General features: G+C 66.9%; 19 protein-coding genes. 8 read left to right on the top strand and 11 right to left on the bottom strand.

The window, feature by feature from the left end; translation table 11 throughout:
• Window positions 1-26: 26 nt before the first annotated feature.
• Window positions 27-1,136, top strand: a complete 1,110-nt coding sequence (locus ASE70_RS14595; protein WP_056506248.1) for a glycosyltransferase family 2 protein — start codon at window positions 27-29, stop codon at window positions 1,134-1,136.
• A 221-nt stretch (window positions 1,137-1,357) separates the two neighbouring features.
• Here ASE70_RS14595 and ASE70_RS14590 read toward each other — a convergent pair whose 3' ends face one another.
• A complete protein-coding gene (locus tag ASE70_RS14590; protein WP_056506245.1) occupies window positions 1,358-2,590 on the bottom strand; it encodes a phospholipid carrier-dependent glycosyltransferase in 1,233 nt (410 codons plus the stop codon).
• Window positions 2,591-2,818: 228 nt separating this feature from the next.
• Here ASE70_RS14590 and ASE70_RS14585 point away from each other — a divergent pair, with 228 nt between their 5' ends.
• Window positions 2,819-4,042 carry an SAM-dependent methyltransferase gene (locus ASE70_RS14585; protein WP_056506240.1) on the top strand — a complete coding sequence of 408 codons (1,224 nt, stop codon included), beginning with the start codon at window positions 2,819-2,821 and terminating at the stop codon, window positions 4,040-4,042.
• 72 nt (window positions 4,043-4,114) lie between these two features.
• Here ASE70_RS14585 and ASE70_RS14580 read toward each other — a convergent pair whose 3' ends face one another.
• The 7 genes from ASE70_RS14580 to ASE70_RS14550 form a co-directional block, all read right to left on the bottom strand.
• Window positions 4,115-4,870 (bottom strand): helix-turn-helix domain-containing protein, encoded by a 756-nt coding sequence (locus ASE70_RS14580; protein WP_056506237.1) that lies wholly within the window; start codon window positions 4,868-4,870, stop codon window positions 4,115-4,117.
• A 126-nt stretch (window positions 4,871-4,996) separates the two neighbouring features.
• Window positions 4,997-5,266, bottom strand: coding sequence for an HPr family phosphocarrier protein (locus ASE70_RS14575; RefSeq protein WP_056000078.1), 270 nt, complete (start codon window positions 5,264-5,266; stop codon window positions 4,997-4,999).
• Window positions 5,263-5,670, bottom strand: coding sequence for a PTS sugar transporter subunit IIA (locus ASE70_RS14570; protein WP_056000233.1), 408 nt, complete (start codon window positions 5,668-5,670; stop codon window positions 5,263-5,265). The genes ASE70_RS14575 and ASE70_RS14570 overlap by 4 nt, the downstream gene beginning before the upstream one ends.
• Before the next feature lie 23 nt (window positions 5,671-5,693).
• A complete protein-coding gene (rapZ, locus tag ASE70_RS14565; RefSeq protein ID WP_443024555.1) occupies window positions 5,694-6,587 on the bottom strand; it encodes an RNase adapter RapZ in 894 nt (297 codons plus the stop codon).
• Window positions 6,584-6,997: an HPr kinase/phosphorylase gene (locus ASE70_RS14560; protein ID WP_056506234.1), complete on the bottom strand. Its 414-nt coding sequence runs from the start codon at window positions 6,995-6,997 to the stop codon at window positions 6,584-6,586. The genes rapZ and ASE70_RS14560 overlap by 4 nt, the downstream gene beginning before the upstream one ends.
• Window positions 6,994-8,568, bottom strand: coding sequence for a sensor histidine kinase (locus ASE70_RS14555; RefSeq protein WP_056506231.1), 1,575 nt, complete (start codon window positions 8,566-8,568; stop codon window positions 6,994-6,996). Before ASE70_RS14555 ends, ASE70_RS14560 begins: the two co-directional genes overlap by 4 nt.
• Window positions 8,569-8,720: 152 nt before the next feature.
• Window positions 8,721-9,428: a response regulator transcription factor gene (locus ASE70_RS14550; protein WP_056506228.1), complete on the bottom strand. Its 708-nt coding sequence runs from the start codon at window positions 9,426-9,428 to the stop codon at window positions 8,721-8,723.
• A 263-nt stretch (window positions 9,429-9,691) separates the two neighbouring features.
• Between ASE70_RS14550 and ASE70_RS14545 the strand changes: the two genes are divergently transcribed.
• From ASE70_RS14545 to ASE70_RS14540, 3 genes are all read left to right on the top strand, one after another.
• The gene (locus tag ASE70_RS14545; RefSeq protein ID WP_056506225.1) at window positions 9,692-11,299 is read left to right on the top strand and encodes a phosphoenolpyruvate carboxykinase; all 1,608 of its coding nucleotides are present in this window, start codon (window positions 9,692-9,694) and stop codon (window positions 11,297-11,299) included.
• A gap of 193 nt (window positions 11,300-11,492) precedes the next feature.
• Window positions 11,493-11,654, top strand: a complete 162-nt coding sequence (locus ASE70_RS19980; protein WP_156347465.1) for a hypothetical protein — start codon at window positions 11,493-11,495, stop codon at window positions 11,652-11,654.
• A gap of 12 nt (window positions 11,655-11,666) precedes the next feature.
• Window positions 11,667-11,855: a hypothetical protein gene (locus tag ASE70_RS14540; protein ID WP_056401339.1), complete on the top strand. Its 189-nt coding sequence runs from the start codon at window positions 11,667-11,669 to the stop codon at window positions 11,853-11,855.
• Here the strand turns inward: ASE70_RS14540 and yaaA are convergent.
• Window positions 11,852-12,607 carry a peroxide stress protein YaaA gene (yaaA, locus tag ASE70_RS14535; RefSeq protein WP_056506224.1) on the bottom strand — a complete coding sequence of 252 codons (756 nt, stop codon included), beginning with the start codon at window positions 12,605-12,607 and terminating at the stop codon, window positions 11,852-11,854. The genes ASE70_RS14540 and yaaA overlap by 4 nt on opposite strands.
• Window positions 12,608-12,796: 189 nt before the next feature.
• On the opposite strand from yaaA, the gene ASE70_RS14530 reads away from it, so the two are divergent.
• Window positions 12,797-14,101 carry a tetratricopeptide repeat protein gene (locus ASE70_RS14530; protein ID WP_056506221.1) on the top strand — a complete coding sequence of 435 codons (1,305 nt, stop codon included), beginning with the start codon at window positions 12,797-12,799 and terminating at the stop codon, window positions 14,099-14,101.
• Window positions 14,102-14,210: 109 nt separating this feature from the next.
• Here the strand turns inward: ASE70_RS14530 and radA are convergent, their stop codons facing one another.
• Window positions 14,211-15,581, bottom strand: a complete 1,371-nt coding sequence (radA, locus tag ASE70_RS14525; RefSeq protein ID WP_056506218.1) for a DNA repair protein RadA — start codon at window positions 15,579-15,581, stop codon at window positions 14,211-14,213.
• A 102-nt stretch (window positions 15,582-15,683) separates the two neighbouring features.
• Window positions 15,684-15,896 carry a DUF2945 domain-containing protein gene (locus tag ASE70_RS14520; RefSeq protein ID WP_056000044.1) on the bottom strand — a complete coding sequence of 71 codons (213 nt, stop codon included), beginning with the start codon at window positions 15,894-15,896 and terminating at the stop codon, window positions 15,684-15,686.
• Between the two features lie 90 nt (window positions 15,897-15,986).
• Here ASE70_RS14520 and ASE70_RS14515 point away from each other — a divergent pair, with 90 nt between their 5' ends.
• Together ASE70_RS14515 and ASE70_RS14510 are read left to right on the top strand one after the other, a co-directional pair.
• Window positions 15,987-17,129, top strand: a complete 1,143-nt coding sequence (locus ASE70_RS14515; protein ID WP_056506215.1) for a glycosyltransferase family 4 protein — start codon at window positions 15,987-15,989, stop codon at window positions 17,127-17,129.
• A 232-nt stretch (window positions 17,130-17,361) separates the two neighbouring features.
• Window positions 17,362-17,697, top strand: coding sequence for a DUF423 domain-containing protein (locus ASE70_RS14510; protein WP_056506212.1), 336 nt, complete (start codon window positions 17,362-17,364; stop codon window positions 17,695-17,697).
• The last annotated feature ends 22 nt before the right edge of the window (window positions 17,698-17,719 follow it).

The raw sequence follows: 17,719 nt of genomic DNA, 5'->3' as shown, positions 1-17,719 counted from the left end.
CTGCGCGGGGGTACGGTAAGGGGGATATGACCCCGCTCGACCTCGCCATCGTCGTGCCGGTCTTCAACGAACGCGGCAACGTGCCGTTGCTGGTCGCGGCGCTCGACACGGCACTGGCGGGGTATGCGTGGGAGGCGATCTTCGTCGATGACGACAGCCCCGACGGCACCGCCGATGTCGTGCGGGCGATCGCCCGCCGTGATCCGCGCATCCGCGTGTTGCAACGGATCGGCCGGCGCGGACTGTCGACCGCCTGTATCGAGGGGATGTGCGCCACCGCCGCGCCGCTGGTCGCGGTGATCGATGGCGACCTGCAGCATGACGAGGCGTTGTTACCGCGCATGGCGGCGGCGCTGGCGGGGGATCGGGCGCTCGATCTGGTGATCGGATCGCGTTTCGTCGACGGCGGCGGGACGGGGGCGTGGGATGCCGATCGCGTCGCCAAATCGGCGCTGGCCACCCGGCTGTCGCGGCGGGTGCTGAAGGCCGATCTGTCCGATCCGATGAGCGGGTTCTTCATGATCCGCAGCGATGTGGTGCGGGGCGTCGCGCCGCGCCTGTCGGGGATCGGGTTCAAGATCCTGCTCGACATATTGACCGCCGCGCCGGTGCCGCTGCGCTTCGTCGAATTGCCCTATGTGTTCCGCACGCGGGCGGTGGGGGAAAGCAAGCTCGACCATGTCGTCGCGCTCGAATATCTGATCGCGCTGTACGACCGGATGTTCGGGCGGGTGGTGCCGGTGCGGTTCGTCATGTTCTCCGCGATCGGCGCGGCGGGGGCGATCGTGCATCTGGCGGCGCTGGGATTGCTGCTCGAACTGGGTGGCGGGTTCGTGACGGCGACGATCGTTGCGACGATGGTCGCGATGACGTTCAACTTCTTCCTGAACAACCACCTGACCTATCGCGACCGGCGGCTGCGCGGGGTGCGGGCGCTGGTCGATGGCTGGGTGTCGTTCTGTGCGGTGTGTTCGGTGGGGGCGGTGGCCAATGTCGGGCTGGCGGCGTTCCTGTACGACGTGCGCGGCGGCGCGTGGGCGCTGCCGGCGCTGGCGGGGATCGCGGTCGGGGCGGTGTGGAATTTCGCGCTGTCGTCGCGCTTTACGTGGGGGCGGTATGGGCGGCGGTTGAGCTGATCGGGTTCACGCGGAGGAGCGGAGAAGAGTTGTTTTCGCGCAAAGGCGCAGAGGGCGCAGAGGGCGCAGAGGGCGCAGAGCGGTTGTGGTTGCCGCGGCAGCGGCTTTCCATTTTCGGGGAGGAAGGTGACGTCTCCCGATCGCAACCTCTCTGCGCCCTTTGCGCCTTTGCGCGAATAATTTACTCTTCTTCGCGCCTCCGCGCCTTCGCGTGAACTAACCTAACGCCAGCTGTCGAACCACATCCAGCGATTGAACGCCTGCGGTCCCGACAGCGGGGCGGCGGAGAGGATCGGGTAGAAATAGACGAACAGCAGGATCGCCGGCAGCGCGAACCATTCGTCGGCGCGGGCGAGGCGACCTTTGGCATGGGCGTGGAAGGCGGCGGCGAGCGCGAGGCAGAGCCAGATGCTCGACAGGTGATAGTAATAATAGAAGCCGAGCGATTTGGGGATCACCGCCCATACCGCCAGCGACCCGACCCACAGCAGCCCGACGCCGAATAACGCCGGTGCCCGCCGCTTCCACCCGGTCCGCAGGCACACCGCGACGGCCAGCAATCCGCCCCACATGATCGCGGGATTGCCGAGCAGCAGCACGCCGCGCTGCACACCCGCGTCGGGTTCGTAAAAATACCAGATCGGCCGGGCAAGCAGCGGCCAGGTCCACCAGCTCGATTGATAGGGATGCGCCGCCAGCACCTGCGTCTGGCGTTCGTACATATCCCATTGGAACGGCAGCAGCCGGGCGAGGGTCAGCGGCTCGGACGCGTAGAAGAAGGCCGGGGCAAAGGTCGCGTAATAGGTGGCGATGCTGACCACGCCGAGGATCGCCAGCGCCGCGATCAGCGGCAGGCCCGACCAGTAATCGCGCTTGCCGGTCTTGCCCCAGATCAGCAGCAGTCCCGCGCCCGCGACATAGGGCACCGCCGCCCATTTCACCCCGACCGCCAGCCCGAACAGCAAGGCGGCCAGCGTCAGCCGCAGCGCCGGCCGACCGCGCATCGACCACAGCAGCGCGGCGATGGCGAGCGTCACGAACGCGCCGAGATACACCTCCAGCATCGCCGTCCGCGCCTCGACCAGCAGCGTCTGGTTCAGCATCGCCAGCGCCGCGCCGAACGCGGAGACATGCGTCCGCCGGAACAGCAGTTGCAGGATGGCGAAGACGCCGAGCACCGTCGCGGTGCCCGCCAGCGTCCCCATGATCCGCCAGCCCCACGGATTGTCGCCGAGCAGCAGGATGCCGGCCGCGATCAGTTCCTTGGCGACCAGCGGATGTTCGGGATTGGCGGGATAGGCAAGCGTCAGCAGCGTCCGCGCGGCGGGGACGTAATGGACTTCGTCGAACGACAGCTTGCCCGGCCGGCCCAGCGCCCAGGCGAACAGCAATTGCGCCGCCACGCCGATCAGCAGCGCGGTGGTCCATGGGCGATCGCGCAGGCGGGAGAGCATGGCGGGCGTGTAGCCCAAGCCAATCCTCCCCACAATGTGGGGAGGGGGACCGTCCGTAGGACGGTGGAGGGGGGTGTCCGCGCGGCGCAACGGTTTCGGTTGCCGACATCCCCCTCCACCATGCTGCGCATGGTCCCCCTCCCCGTGCCGGGGAGGATGCGAACAAGGCAGTCAAGATTCAGATATGTCGCCCATGACTTGCCACATTCGGCCCCTAACGGGCCGTTCATGGCATTGATCGATACGTTTCTCGCCCGCACGGTTCGTCGCGGTACGCTTTCCCTGACCCACGCCGATGGCCGTACCGTCCAATTCGGTACACCCGATCCGGCCTTTCCCGATGTCGCGATCCGCTTCACCAAGCCGGGCGTCGCCGGCCGCATCGTCCGCCATCCGGCATTGGGTGCGGCGGAGGCGTTCATGGACGGCGAACTGGTCATCGATCGCGGCGATATTCGCGATCTGGTCGAATTGCTGACCGGCAACACGCCATGGGGCCGGGGCGGCGGGTTGCGGCCATCGCTGCCGATCCGTCTGTTCGATGCCGTCCGCCACCGCATCGACCGGGTCAACATGGCGCGCCGGTCGAAACGCAACGTCGCGCACCATTACGACCTGTCCGACCGGCTCTACGCGCTCTTCCTCGACACCGACCTGCAATATAGCTGTGCCTATTTCACCGATGCCGACAATGGCCTCGAACAGGCGCAGGCCGACAAGAAGGCGCATATCGCCGCGAAACTGGCGATCCGGCCGGGGATGCGCGTGCTCGACATCGGCTGCGGCTGGGGCGGGATGGCGCTGTATCTGCACGAGAAGACCGGGGCCGAAGTACTGGGCGTGACCCTGTCCGAAGAGCAGATCAAGGTCGCCCGCCGTCGCGCCGAAGCTGCCGGCGTCGCCGACAAGGTGAAGTTCGAGCTGATCGATTATCGCGACGTCACCGGCCGGTTCGACCGGATCGTATCGGTCGGCATGTTCGAGCATGTCGGCCCGCCGCAATATGGCACCTTCTTCCGCAAATGCCGCGAATTGCTGACCGATGACGGCGTCATGCTGGTCCATACCATCGGCCGGATGGGCGTGCCGGGCGTCACCGACACCTTCACGACCAAATATGTCTTCCCCGGCGGCTATAACCCCGCGCTGTCGGAGATCGTGCGCGGCTATGAAGGCACCAAGCTGATCGCGAGCGATATCGAGGTGCTGCGGGTCCATTATGCGCTGACCATCGATCACTGGTATGCGCGCACGGTCGCGGCGAAGGATCAGATCGTCGCGCTGTACGACGAGAAGTTCTACCGCATGTGGACCTTCTACCTCGCCGGCGCGGCGGCAGCGTTCCGCCATGGCGGCATGGTTAACTACCAGGTGCAGCTGACCCGCGACCGCTGGGCATTGCCGCTGACGCGGGATTATATGGTGGAGGACGAGCGGCGGCTGCGGGCGTGAGGGTGACGCCGCCCCGGATCGAATCCGGGGCGACGCCGTTTCGCAGGTTCCGGGCCGATCACCGGAGACGGATCAGCCGACGGTAATGCCGACCACCTTCCACTCCGCCGCTTCCTGATCGAGCGTCACCGTCTCGACCAGTTCGCCGCCATTGGCGAAGCGGGTGCGGAACTTGAGCATTTCATAACCCGATGGCGGGGCGGGAACGTTCTCCTGCCCGATGAACGTCCGCGACACGACCGCGCCGAGCGGCACGCGCACTTTTTTCGACACATCGGTCCAGACCTGTTCGGTGTTGAGCTTGCGGAACGCGACGCCGAACCGGCGATAGCTGTCGCTCCACCGCCCCTGATCGACCAGTTCGAGAAAGGCGCGCGCGGCATCGGGTGCTGCGGTCGCGGGGGCGGTGGTCGCAGGTGGCGGTGCCTGCATCGTGGTCGGCAACAGGGTGAAGGCCAGCAGGCCGAGGGCAAGGGTCATGACGATCGCTCCGATCAGAAACCGGGGCAGGCGACGTGCCGGCCCCGCGCCGTCGTCCGGCGTGGAAGCCACATCGGTGGTGCGGCGGCTCGCGTCGTCCCCGTTTCTCATGTCCCCCAGATTTTCGGGGGTCGCGCCCTCGGCCTCGAACAGCATCCGCGCCGCCTCGCGACTGCTCGACACCGCCAGCTTGCGCCGGGCGTCGCGCAGCCGCTCGTTGATGGTGTGGACCGACAGGCCGAGCGTCACCGCGACCGATTTCGCATCATGGCCGCGCACGATCAGGCGCAGCGTCTGCTTTTCCTTGTCGGTCAGGGCGGTGAGGCCCGGATGGTCCGGCATTGTCATGCGGCGGGACCTATGGCCGGGGCTGGGGTGGGACCACCCCTAAAAATTTGGGAAGCAGGACGGTGGTCCCAAATACGTCGTCGCCGCGGATCAAGTCCGGGGTAACGACGAAGGGAAAGCGGCGGCTCAATCCTCGCCGAAGCGATCCTCGACCAGTTGCGCGAGTTGTCCGACCACCGCCTCGGCACCGTCGCCGCTCGCGCTGATCGTGATATGGTCGCCCTTGGCGGCGCCCAGCATCATCAGGCCCATGATCGAGGTGCCGGTGACGCTCGATCCGTCCTTTTCGACGCTGACCTCGATCGGTTGCGCGGCGGCCATCGTCACGAATTTGGCGGAGGCGCGGGCGTGGAGGCCGCGACGGTTGGTGATCTGCACGGTGCGCGAGGTTGTCATGCCGCTGCTTCCCCCAGAACCTCGCTGGCGACCGATATATATTTGCGGCCGGCTTCGCGCGCGGCGGCGACCGCTTCGGCGACCTTCATCGCCTTGCGCGCGCCACCCAGCCGGATCAGCATCGGCAGGTTGATGCCGGCGATCACCTCGATCCGGCCGGTTTCCATCAGCGAGATCGCAAGGTTGCTGGGCGTACCACCGAACAGGTCGGTCAGCACGATCACGCCCTGCCCGGCATCGACCGCGGCGATCGCGGTCGCGATGTCGGCGCGGCGTTCCTCCATATCGTCGTCGGGACCGATACACACCGTCTCGATCCGCTCCTGCGGGCCGACGACATGCTCCATCGCAACGACGAACTCCTGGGCAAGACGACCATGCGTCACCAAAACCAACCCGATCATGTTCGTCGTCGTTCCTACATCCGTCATGGCGCGCGCCGTGCGCCTTCCAGCGAGTCCTGCGGCGCGGTGCCGAGATCGCGATGTTCTATCGTGGGCGAAAAACCCTGCTCGCGCAACCATGCCCCCATGCGTTCGGCGACATGGACCGACCGGTGTCTCCCGCCGGTACAGCCGAAAGCGATGGTGACATAGGATTTGCCCTCCGCCTTGTAGCGCGGCAGCAGCGTCGCCAGCATCGTTTCGAACGAAGCGATGGCGGCGTCATAGGCGGGATCGGCCTGCACATAGGCGGCAACATCGGCGTCGAGGCCGGTGCCGGGCCGCAGCACCGGGTCCCAGTGCGGGTTGCGCAGGAAGCGCATGTCGAGCACGATATCGGCGTTGCGTGGCGCACCGCGCGCGAAGCCGAACGAATATACTGACAACACCGGATCGGCGCTGCCCGGCGCGGCGAACGTCTCGCGCACCCATTCCGCCAGCGCGTTGCGCGAGAAATGGGTGGTGTCGAGCAGCCGGTTCGCAAAGGCGCGCAGCGGTTCGAGCACCGCGCGCTCGGACTCGATCCCGTCGGCGGCGGTGCGATCGGTGGCAAGGGGATGGCGGCGGCGCGTTTCGTTGTAGCGGCGCTCCAGCTCGGCCTGGCTGCTGTCGAGGAACAACACGCTGACGCCGAGATTGGGGCGGTCGCGAATGCGGTCGACGATCTGTTGTGCGTCGAAGCCCCGCGTCCGGGTGCCGATGCCGATCGCCAGCGGCCGTTCGGCATCGGCGGGGCTGGCAGCGATCAGGTTGCCGAGCAGGCGCAACGGCAGATTGTCGACGATATCCCAGCCGCTGTCCTCCAGCGTCTTGAGCACCGTCGATTTGCCCGCACCCGACATGCCGGTGACGAGCAGGATATCGGCATGACGCATCATCGGAGAATCCTGTCGAGCATGAGGTCGATCTTGGCGGGTGCCGAGGCTTCGAGCAACGCCAGTCTGTAGGCGGGGATGGCGATGCCGGCGAGTGTCCGCGTCATGGGATCGGGCAGGCGATCGGGGGTGCCGGCCTCGACGAACAGCGCGACGGGGATGCTGGCGATGGTCGGGCGATCGACGATGCCCAGCCCACGCACCTCGATACGGCCGGCGATGGTGGCGGGCGCGGTCGCGTGGAGCGTGCCGGCTTCGACATGGAGCAGGGTGTAATCGTCGCTGACCAGTACCCCGCCGCGCTCGATCAGCCGGAGCGCGAGGTCCGATTTGCCCGATCCCGACGGGCCGGCGATCAGCACGCCGACGCCGCGGATCGCGACGCAGCCGGCGTGGATCGGCGGTTCGGTCATTCGCCGGCGATCGGCAGATGTACGACGAAGCGCGCGCCGTCGCGGCTGTCCCGGCGTGATTCGGCGGCGATCATACCGCCATGCCCTTCGACGATGGTCCGTGCGATGGCAAGGCCGAGGCCGGAATGCTGGCCGAACGCCTCGCCGCCGGGGCGGACCGAATGGAACCGGCGGAACACCGCCTCGCGCTGTTCGGGCGGCACGCCGGGACCGTCGTCGACGATCTCGATCTCGACCAGATCGCCGTCGTTTCCGCCGCCGATCCGCACCGCGCCGCCGGGCGGGGAGAAGGAAATGGCGTTGTCGATCAGATTGGCGAACACCCGTTCCAGCCGGGCACCCTCGCCGTGCACGACCAGCGGACCGACGTCGCCACGATCGAAGTGGAGCGTCACGTCGCGGTCGATCCCGCGATCGACACGGTACGCGACCAGCGCCGCGATCAGCGCCGCCAGATCGACATCCTCGAACTTCGCCCGCGCCAATTGCCCATCGAGCCGCGAGGCATCGGAGATATCGGTGATGAGGCGGTCGAGCCGGTGGACGTCGTCCTGCACGATCGCCAGCAACTGGTCGCGCAGATCGGGATCCCTGACCGTCGCCAGCCCGTCGACCGCCGACCGCAGCGAGGCGAGCGGATTCTTGAGCTCATGGGTGACGTCGGCGGCAAAGGCTTCGGTCGCATCGATCCGGCTGCGCAACGCGGCGGTCATGTCGGACAGCGAGCGGGCGAGCATGCCGATCTCGTCGCGGCGGCTGGGCAGGCGCGGCACCACGACCTCCCGGTCGCGGCCCAGCCGCACCCGGATCGCGGCGCGCGCCAGCATCCGCATCGGGCGGACGATGGTGCGCGCGAGGAACAGCGACAGCAGCACCGACAGCAGCACCGCGACCGCGAGAACCATGCTCAGCCGCGCGCGTTCGGTCCGCACCGTCTGGGTGATGTCGCGGGCATTGACCGTCGCCATCAGTACCCGGTCCTCGGGCAGGGGCGCGGCGGCGGTGACGACCGGCGTCCGGTCGGGCGCGCGCCACACCGTCGCGGCGGTGCCGCCGGTGGTGCGGACCGTCACCACATCGGGCCAGCGCAGGCCGCGACCCGGCGCGCGTTCGCGGTAGAGCGGGTCGCGATCGTTGCGGACCACGGTATCGATCACCGCGTCGAGCGCGCGCGCCGCATCCTGCTGCCAGCCATCCTTGTCGGGATCGCGCAGCTGGAAATTGCGCACGCCCAGTTGCCGGCTGTCGGCGACCAGCCGCCCCCGCCGGTCGTAAATGCGCAGCCGCAGCCCTGATTTGCGCGCGAAATTGACCATTTCGTCGGTGCGCTCGTCGGGCGACAACAATGTCAGCGCCTCGGCGATCAGCCGCACTTCGCGTTCGGCCTGCGCCACCCGGCCGTCGACGATGCGCGCACGATAGCTGTCGAGATAGAAGAACCCGCCCGCCAGCAGCGCGAGCGCGAAGATGTTGACGAACAGGATGCGCGGGGTGAGCGACACCCGCCCCGACCAGCGCAGCGACAGGGCACCTTCGTTGGGCGGACGGTCGATGGGGTCAGCGTCGGGCATTCGGCATTCCTACATGCCGCAGCCGTACCCCCGCGCAGGCGGGGGTCCAGCGTTCCACCCGCCGACCGTTGTTCCGCCTGGCTCTGGACCCCCGCCTGCGCGGGGGTGCGGCGGAGTGGCTGGGCAGGCGCGGCGCGCCTGTGCTCCCCGTCCTAATCGTCGGCGAACCGGTATCCTGCGCCATATAACGTCTCGATCGCGTCGAATTCCTTGTCCACCTGCCGAAACTTGCGGCGCAACCGCTTGATGTGGCTGTCGATGGTGCGGTCGTCGACATAGATGTCGTCCTGATAGGCGGCGTCCATCAACTGGTTGCGGGTCTTGACGATACCCGGACGGCTGGCGAGCGTTTCGAGGATCAGGAATTCGGTGACGGTCAACGTCACGTTCTCGCCGTTCCACGTCACCTTGTGCCGCGCCGGGTCCATCGCCAGCCGCCCGCGCTCAAGCACCGGTTGCGCGCCCTCGGTGCTGCCGGCTTCGCCCGGCTGGGCCGGTTCGGCACGGCGCAGGATCGCACGGATGCGCGCGATCAGCAGCCGCTGCGAAAACGGCTTGGCGATGTAATCGTCGGCACCCATGGCGAGGCCCAGCGCCTCGTCCAGCTCGTCGTCCTTGCTGGTCAGGAAGATGACCGGCAACCGGCTGCGCTCGCGCAACCGGCGGAGCAGTTCGAGGCCGTCCATCCGCGGCATCTTGATGTCGAGCACCGCGAGGTCGGGCGGGTTCTCGGCGAACGCCTTCAACGCCACCTCGCCATCCGAATAGACGCGCGTGACGAATCCCTCGGTCTGCAACGCGATCGAAACGGAGGTCAGGATGTTGCGGTCGTCATCGACCAGGGCGATCGTCGCGGTCATTGCCTCGGGTCCGTCTGCATCATCGGCAGGGTTACGGGAAAGGGGCGTTCGGCTCAATGCCCCCGGCGCTTTCAAATCGTCATATAATTGGGAAAGAACAGCGGGCGTCCCGATTTGATCGCCGGTAATCAACGCACCGTCGAAAATGATGTTTAACGCGTTTGACGCGCGGCGTCGGCAAGCATAGGGGAAGCATAGCGAACACATAGCGAGGCGACGTACAGGGCGTTCGCCGCCGGTGATTCGACAGGGAGAATGGCAGCATGGCGATCGTGACGCCGGAATACGGACTGGCTGCGATGGAAATCGAGACCGGGGCCGATGTGCACTGGAACCTGCAGACGCCGCAGCTCGTCGAACAGGCGGTGGCCCGTGGCGAGGGGCGGCTGGCCAAGGACGGCCCGCTGGTCGTCACCACCGGTCGGCATACCGGCCGCAGCCCGCAGGACAAGTTCATGGTCCGCGACGCCATCACCGAGGAAACGGTGTGGTGGGGCAAGACCAACCGTGCGATGCAGCCCGAACATTTCGCGGCACTGAAGGCGGACTTCCTCGAACAGTTGACCACCGAACCGACGCTGTTCGTGCAGGACCTGTACGGCGGATCGCAGCCCGAACACCGGGTGAAGGTTCGCGTCATCAACACGCTGGCGTGGCATAACCTGTTTATCCGCACGATGCTGGTGCGTCCCGACGTCGCCGACCTTGCCGGGTTCGTGCCCGACTTCACGATCATCGACCTGCCGACCTTCCGCGCCGATCCCGAACGGCACGGTTGCCGCAGCGAGACGGTGATCGCGGTCAGCATGACCGAAAAGCTGATCCTGATCGGCGGCACGCAATATGCCGGCGAGATGAAGAAGTCGGTGTTCGGCCTGCTCAACTTCCTGCTGCCCGAAACCGGCACGATGCCGATGCACTGTTCGGCCAATATCGGCCCGAACGGCGACACCGCGGTGTTCTTCGGCCTGTCGGGCACCGGCAAGACGACCTTGTCGGCCGATGCCAGCCGCACGCTGATCGGCGACGACGAACATGGCTGGTCGGACACGGCGGTCTTCAATTTCGAAGGCGGCTGCTATGCCAAGATGATCCGCCTGTCGGCCGATGCCGAACCGGAAATCTTCGCGACGACCAAGCGGTTCGGCACCGTGCTCGAAAACGTGGTCATGGACGCCGACACCCGCACGCTCGACCTCGACGATCCGAGCATCGCCGAAAACTCGCGCGCGGCCTATCCGATCGACTGCATTCCCAATGCGTCGGCCGACAATATGGGGCCGACGCCGCGCAACGTGGTGATGCTGACCGCCGACGCCTTCGGCATCCTGCCGCCGATCGCACGACTGACCCCCGATCAGGCGATGTATCACTTCCTGTCGGGCTATACGTCGAAGGTCGCCGGCACCGAAATCGGCGTGACCGAGCCGGAACCGGTCTTCTCTACCTGCTTCGGGGCGCCGTTCATGCCGCGCCACCCGTCGGTCTATGGCAATCTGCTGAAGGAGCGCATCGCCAAGGGCAATGTCGCGTGCTGGCTGGTCAACACCGGCTGGACCGGCGGCCAATATGGCGAAGGCCGCCGCATGCCGATCAAGGCGACGCGTGCGCTGCTCAACGCCGCGCTCGACGGGTCGCTGGCCGATGGCGAGTTCCGCACCGATCCGAATTTCGGGTTCGACGTGCCGGTTTCGGTGCCGGGCGTCGACGCCGCGATCCTCGACCCGCGCTCGACCTGGGCGGATGGCGATGCCTATGACCGCACGGCTGCCAAGCTGGTCGATCTGTTCAACCACAATTTCGCGCAATTCGCCGACGCGGTCGACGCCGGCGTCCGCGATGCCGCACCGAAGGCACGCGAACTGGCGTAAGCGGTAGGAGAGGGAGCGCCCCCGCCACGTAGCGGGGGCGCCTTTCCGTTCGTGACGTCGTCCCCGCACCGGCCGGGACCGGCAGGCGCAGCTGCCGCACGTCTTCCCCGAATGCGCGGGAAGGACACCCGGTTTCTCCCCAACGCTCGCCATGCCCCGGGATAACAATCGCGACTTCGGCGTTGTGAGGCGGATGACCGATCCGAATCACGCCGCTCTGACGCTGCGCGCCGGCCGCAAGCTGCGGTTGAAGGTGGAAGTGTCGGTCACGCCGATCGGTCTGTTGTCGATCGGGGCGCTGGTTTCGGCGATCCTGTTGTCGAGTGCCGCGATCGTCGTCGCGGCGCGCCGTTGAGGGGGAGGGGCGATGTTCTACGACTCCAACGCATGGCCACCACCGCCCGACGGTTACGAACCGCCCCGCCCCCCCGCACGGCTCAGCCCGCCGCAGGAACGGGTGATGATCGGCACGATCGCCGTTTTCCTGCTGGTAATGTTCATCGGCCCGCTCGCCGGATCGTCGGTCGTCCTCGCGATCCTGTCGCTATTCACCTAACCGCGCACGAAGGTCCAGCGATTGCCCTCGGCACCCACAAAGCGATAGCCGTCGCTGTCGAATCCCTGCATCGCATCGACGTCGGTCACGCGGTGTTCGCACATCCACCGCGCCATCATTCCCCGCGCCTTTTTGGCATGGAAGCTGACGAATCGTGGTCCGTCCGGACCTTCCTCGCGGAAGTCGACGTCGATCACGCGAATCCCGTCGGGCAGCTTGCCTGCGACCGCATGCCAATATTCCTGGCTGGCGAGGTTCAGCACCACCGCATCGCCGCTTGCCGCGACGTCGTCGGCCAGCAGCGCCGCGATCCGCGTGCCCCAGAATCCGTAGAGATCGCTCGACCGTCCCGGCGCCCAGCGGGTGCCCATTTCCAGCCGATACGGCCGAATGGCGTCGAGCGGCCGCAACAGCCCGTACAACCCCGACAGGATCCGCACATGATCCTGCGCGAACGCAAAGCCCGGTTCCTCCAGCGACTTCGCATCGAAGCCGGTATAGACGTCGCCGGCAAAGGCCAGCATCGCCGGCCGTTCGGGCGCATCGGCGAAGGCGCGATAGCGGCCGGCGTTCAGTTCGGCCAGTTTCGGCGAAATCTTCATCAGCTTCGCCAGCTTCGCGGCCCCCAGCCGCGCCGCGCCGCGCGCGATCTGTCCGGTCTGATCAGGCAGGCGCGGCATGCTGTGCTGCGGCAAGGCGGGCAGGGGACTGTCGTAATCGAGCGTCTTGGCGGGGGAAAGGATCGCGATCATCGCCGCCGCCTATCCGCCTGCAAAGCCGCCGTCAAAGGGCGGAAGGGAGCCGAACCGTTCAACGCGCGTTCACGCGGTGTCCGGCATCGGACGACGCGCGCGCCCGCTTGTGCGGATGCGTCATAGGACATACAGGGGCGGCGCCTGCCGGGCGTTGTTCCGGTACCAGTTTTCGGGAGAGATCACGGCATGACGTTCGTTTCCAAGGCTGCCCTCGCCGCCATGCTCGGCCTGGGTGCAACCCTGGTCGTCGCCCCGCCGGCCGACGCGCAGAAGCGCAAGAAGGACGAGGCGGCCGCCGCCGCGCCGCAGATCCAGGTCAGCGAAGCGTTCCGCACCGCCGCGCTCGCCGCCGACGCCGCGATCAAGGCGAAGGACTTCGCGACCGCCGATACCCAGATCGCCGCCGCACAGGCCGCAGCGACCGCCGGCAATCAGGACGAGGCCTATTTCCTGGCGCAGATCAAGGTGCAGGCCGCACAGGCGAAGAACGACCGCCCGGCCCTCGCCGCGGCTATCGACGAACTGCTCGCCAGCCCCAAGCTGAAGCCCGAAGAGCGCGGTGGCCTGTATTATAACCGCGGCGTCCTCGCGCTCGACGCCAAGCAGGGTGACGCTGCCAAGCAGTTCTTCCAGCGCGCGCAGCAGGCCGGCTACAAGGACCCCGATCTCGACCTGCGCCTTGCCCAGATCGAGATTCAGGGCGGCAATATCGATGCCGGCGTCCAGAACATGGAAAAGGTCATCGCCGCGAAGAAGGCCGCCGGTCAGCCGGTGCCGTCGCAGTGGTACGACTATATGATCTCGCAGCTGTACAAGTCGAAGCGTTCGGCCGAGGCCGGCCAGTGGGCGCGTCGTCAGCTGACCGAATATCCGACGCAGGCGAATTGGCGCAAGGTGCTGATCCTGTTCCGCGACCGCGCCGACAATAACGGTGCGACGCTCGGCAATCAGGCGCGTGTCGACGTGCTTCGCCTGATGCGCGATACCAAGTCGCTGGCCGACCAGAACGACTATCGCGAATATACGCAGGTTACGCAGGACATCGGCCTGCCCTATGAAACCGTCGCGCTGATCGACGAAGGTCGCGCGTTGGGCAAGATTCCGGCATCGGCAGCGGTGTTCAACGGCATCAAGACGACCGCCCAGACCCAGATCAAGGCCGACGGTTCGGTCACCGTGCTCGAAACCCGTGCCAAGGCGGGTGCCAATGGCCGCGCGGCGGCTGCGGCCGGCAACGTCTATCTGGCGACCGGCAACAACGCCAAGGCGATCGAGCTGTATCAGCTGGCGCTGCAAAAGGGCGGGGTCGATGCCGACGAAGTGAACACCCGCATCGGCATCGCGCAGGCCCGTTCGGGCAATGCCGCCGAAGCCAAGGCGTCGTTCGCCAAGGTGACCGCCGGCCCACGCGGCGAAATCGCGACCTTCTGGACGCTGTTCGTCGATCAGCCGCGCATCGTCGCCTCGACCCCGGTCGTCGGCAACAACTGATCGCATCGTACGCGTTGCACAATTCGGCCCGGACAGGCGACTGTCCGGGCCGTTTTCATTGGGGTCGGGTCAAACTACGCCTGCGTGCGTCGTCCGCGCGAAAGCCCGTTTATCGTCCCAGCATGTGATCCACGAAACGCGGCAGATCCTTGAAGCCCGACAGCTTCACCGCGCCGCCTTCGGCGCTTTGCGAGGACGGCACCAGCGCCCGGCCGAAACCGAGCTTTCCGGCCTCCTTCAACCGCAGCGCGCCATGCGCCACCGGCCGTACCTCGCCCGACAGCGCGATTTCGCCGAACACGATCGCATCCGATGGCACCGGTCGTTCGGACAGGGCCGAGACCAGCGCCGCCGCCACCGCCAGATCAGCCGCGGGATCGGTCACCCGATACCCGCCGGCGATGTTCAGATAGACTTCGGCGGTCGCGAACGCCAAGCCGCACCGCGCCTCCAGCACGGCGAGGATCATCGCCAGCCGACCCGAATCCCAACCGACCACCGCGCGGCGCGGCGTGGCCCCGGACGCCAGTCGGACGGTCAGCGCCTGCACCTCGACCAGTACCGGCCGCGTGCCCTCCAGCGCCGGGAACACCACCGTGCCGGTGACATTCTCGTCACGGCTGGTCAGGAACAGCGACGAAGGGTTCGAGATTTCGGACAATCCTTCGCTTTCCATCGCGAAGACGCCGATTTCGTCGGTACCGCCGAAGCGGTTCTTGACCGCGCGCAGGATGCGATACTGGTGGCTGCGTTCGCCTTCGAACGCCAGCACCGTGTCGACCATATGTTCGAGCACGCGCGGGCCGGCGATCGATCCGTCCTTGGTCACATGGCCGACCAGCACCACCGCCGTGCCGCGTTCCTTGGCGAACCGGATCAGTTCGCCCGACGATGCCCGCACCTGGCTGACGGTGCCCGGCGCGCCTTCGATCAGGTCGCTGTGCATCGTCTGGATCGAATCGATGATGAGCAGATCGGGTGCCGCCGCCCCGCCGAACGTCGTCAGGATATCGCGGACCGACGTCGCCGCCGCCAGTTGCACCGGCGCGTTGCCAAGGCCGAGGCGGCGCGCCCGCAACCGCACCTGATCGGCCGCTTCCTCGCCCGAGACATAGGCGACGCCCTTGCCCGCCAGCGCCAGCTTTGCCGCGGCCTGCAACAACAGGGTCGACTTGCCGATGCCGGGATCGCCGCCGATCAACGTCGCCGACCCCTCGACGAAGCCGCCGCCCAACGCGCGATCGAGTTCGGCGATCCCGGTCGTCAGCCGATCGGGTAGCGCGATGTCGGTATCGAGGCCGGATAACAGGATCGGTCGGCCGCCGCTTTGCAGGTTATGCCGCGCCGAAAACGGAGTGACGACCGCCCCGGCATCCTCGACCAGCGTGTTCCAATCGCCGCAATCGGCACATTGCCCCGCCCATTTGGACGAGACCGATCCGCATTGCTGACAGACATAGCGCTTCTGGGGTTTTGCCATGACAGCGCCCTAACAGAAGCGGAACGAAAGGGGAATATCGCAACGATCATCCCCGTCACCGGCAGGGCGAACGCCGCGCATCGCGCCCGCCGGGGGGAACATTCAATCCAGTTCGCTGCCGCGTTTGAGCACCTTGGCCCCGTCTTCCTGCTCGATCAGATAGGCGGGGTTTTCCTTCGTCCCGTTCTTCGTGATCTTCGTGCCCTTGATCGTCCGTTGCACCCGCCGTTCGAACCGTTCCTCGACCTTGCCCTCGGCGGTGCCGTTGCCCCACGACCATGATACCTTGGCACCCGTCTTGTAGCTGTCGCTCATCTGCCCACTCCTGTCGTCGGCACGGTCAACCGTCCGCAGCCGCAATGCGTTCCGGTGGCGTGATGCGCGCGTGCGCGCTATGGGCCACGGATGAAGGCTTCCCAACTCCGCGTGGCGATGTTCAGCGGAAACTATAATTATGTCCGCGACGGCGCGAACCAGGCGCTCAACCGGCTCGCCCGGCATCTGCTCGACCGCGACGTCACGCTTCGCGTCTATTCGCCGACCGTCGCCAATCCGGCATTTCCGCCGACCGGCGATCTGGTCAGCGTGCCGGCCTATGGCATGCCCGGCGGACGCGGCGAATATAAGCTGGCGCGTGGGCTGACGATGAAGACCCGCGCCGACCTCGAAGGGTTCCGGCCGAATATCGTCCATGTTTCCGCCCCCGACATTCTTGGTCACCGCGCGCTCAGCTGGTCCCGGAAACAAGGGGTCGCGACGCTCGCGTCGCTTCACACCCGCTTCGAAACCTACCCGCAATATTACGGCATCGGTTTCCTCGAACCCGTTGCGCGCGGCGTGTCGAAACGCTTCTACGACCGTGCCGATCAGGTGATGGTGCCCGGTCGGGGCATGGCCGAACTGCTGCACGAATGGGGCGTGACCAGCCCGGTCGGCATCTGGTCGCGCGGGGTGGATCATCACCGTTTCAACCCGGCGATGCGCGATTTCGACTGGCGGCGGTCGATCGGCATCGGCGACGACGAGGTCGCGGTCAGCTTTCTCGGGCGGCTGGTTCTGGAAAAGGGGCTCGACGTCTTCTCGGACGTCGCCACCGAATTGCAGCGGCGCGGCGTCAAGCACCGCATCCTCGTGATCGGCGAAGGGCCGGCACGCGACTGGTTCGCCGAACGCGTGCCGCATGCGGTCTTCGCGGGGTTTCAGGCAGGCGACGATCTCGGCCGGGCGGTCGCGTCGATGGACGTGTTCTTCAACCCGTCGATCACCGAGACGTTCGGCAACGTCACGCTGGAGGCGATGGCGGCGGGGGTCCCCGTCGTTGCCGCGCGTGCGTCGGGTGCGGTCGGGCTGGTCGACGACCGGCGCACCGGCTTTCTCGTGCCGCCGCGCGACGTGCCGGCCTATGCCGATGCCATCGCCCGGCTGTGCGAGGATGCCAATATGCGCTGGCGCATGGGACTGGCGGGCCATGAGGACGCCAAGGAATATGAATGGGGCCGCGCCAATCAGGCGGTGCTGGATGCCTATCTGCGGATCGTGCGCGGGTAAGGGCGCGTTCGGCCGCGCGCCGACCCTTTCACCGTAACAGCAAGCCGGAGCCGTTGCGGCGGCGAAGATTCGGTGAACTGCTTCGTCGCACGCCACCGGTTCCGGGGTGCCGCCCGCGCACGGATCGGCGCGTTGCGAGCAATTGTCCGATCGAGGGAACTACGCCCGCCCCCCGATGGCTTTTCCGCTACACTCGACCGAAACAAGCCAACGATCATCGCCGGAGCCGCCCATGAACCTTCTCCTCCTTGCCGCCGCCCTGTCGGGTGCGATGGCGGTCGCCGCCGGCGCGTTCGGTGCCCATGGTGCGTCGGGACCGGCGGTCGACTGGTTCAAGACCGGTGGCCAGTATCAACTCGCCCATGCCATCGCCGCACTGGTCGCGCTGAACCTCGGCGCGCGCGGGCCGGGCTGGCTGTTCGTTGCGGGCGGGCTGCTGTTCGGTGGTTCGCTCTACGCGATGGCGCTGGGCGGACCGCGTGGGGTGCTGGGACCGATCACGCCGCTGGGCGGGCTGGCGATGATCGTCGGCTGGCTGTGGCTCGGCTGGATCGCTTTGCGGCGGTAACGGGCCGCGGCGGGAGCAACAT

It is taken from the genome of Sphingomonas sp. Leaf22, assembly GCF_001421715.1.
Lineage (GTDB): Bacteria > Pseudomonadota > Alphaproteobacteria > Sphingomonadales > Sphingomonadaceae > Sphingomonas.
Note: the sequence above shows the minus strand (reverse complement) of the source record. Positions and strands in the feature narration are given on the sequence as shown.

Coding starts and splice junctions, on each gene's coding strand:
- yaaA (WP_056506224.1), bottom strand. CDS start 12,607: ATGATCGCGATCCTTTCCCCCGCCAAGACGCTCGATTACGACAGTCCC.
- ASE70_RS14540 (WP_056401339.1), top strand. CDS start 11,667: ATGTTCTACGACTCCAACGCATGGCCACCACCGCCCGACGGTTACGAA.
- ASE70_RS14520 (WP_056000044.1), bottom strand. CDS start 15,896: ATGAGCGACAGCTACAAGACGGGTGCCAAGGTATCATGGTCGTGGGGC.
- ASE70_RS14545 (WP_056506225.1), top strand. CDS start 9,692: ATGGCGATCGTGACGCCGGAATACGGACTGGCTGCGATGGAAATCGAG.
- ASE70_RS14580 (WP_056506237.1), bottom strand. CDS start 4,870: ATGACAATGCCGGACCATCCGGGCCTCACCGCCCTGACCGACAAGGAA.
- ASE70_RS14575 (WP_056000078.1), bottom strand. CDS start 5,266: ATGACAACCTCGCGCACCGTGCAGATCACCAACCGTCGCGGCCTCCAC.
- rapZ (WP_443024555.1), bottom strand. CDS start 6,587: ATGATGCGTCATGCCGATATCCTGCTCGTCACCGGCATGTCGGGTGCG.
- radA (WP_056506218.1), bottom strand. CDS start 15,581: ATGGCAAAACCCCAGAAGCGCTATGTCTGTCAGCAATGCGGATCGGTC.
- ASE70_RS14590 (WP_056506245.1), bottom strand. CDS start 2,590: ATGCTCTCCCGCCTGCGCGATCGCCCATGGACCACCGCGCTGCTGATC.
- ASE70_RS14585 (WP_056506240.1), top strand. CDS start 2,819: ATGGCATTGATCGATACGTTTCTCGCCCGCACGGTTCGTCGCGGTACG.
- ASE70_RS14595 (WP_056506248.1), top strand. CDS start 27: ATGACCCCGCTCGACCTCGCCATCGTCGTGCCGGTCTTCAACGAACGC.
- ASE70_RS14560 (WP_056506234.1), bottom strand. CDS start 6,997: ATGACCGAACCGCCGATCCACGCCGGCTGCGTCGCGATCCGCGGCGTC.
- ASE70_RS19980 (WP_156347465.1), top strand. CDS start 11,493: ATGACCGATCCGAATCACGCCGCTCTGACGCTGCGCGCCGGCCGCAAG.
- ASE70_RS14515 (WP_056506215.1), top strand. CDS start 15,987: ATGAAGGCTTCCCAACTCCGCGTGGCGATGTTCAGCGGAAACTATAAT.
- ASE70_RS14510 (WP_056506212.1), top strand. CDS start 17,362: ATGAACCTTCTCCTCCTTGCCGCCGCCCTGTCGGGTGCGATGGCGGTC.
- ASE70_RS14555 (WP_056506231.1), bottom strand. CDS start 8,568: ATGCCCGACGCTGACCCCATCGACCGTCCGCCCAACGAAGGTGCCCTG.
- ASE70_RS14530 (WP_056506221.1), top strand. CDS start 12,797: ATGACGTTCGTTTCCAAGGCTGCCCTCGCCGCCATGCTCGGCCTGGGT.
- ASE70_RS14570 (WP_056000233.1), bottom strand. CDS start 5,670: ATGATCGGGTTGGTTTTGGTGACGCATGGTCGTCTTGCCCAGGAGTTC.
- ASE70_RS14550 (WP_056506228.1), bottom strand. CDS start 9,428: ATGACCGCGACGATCGCCCTGGTCGATGACGACCGCAACATCCTGACC.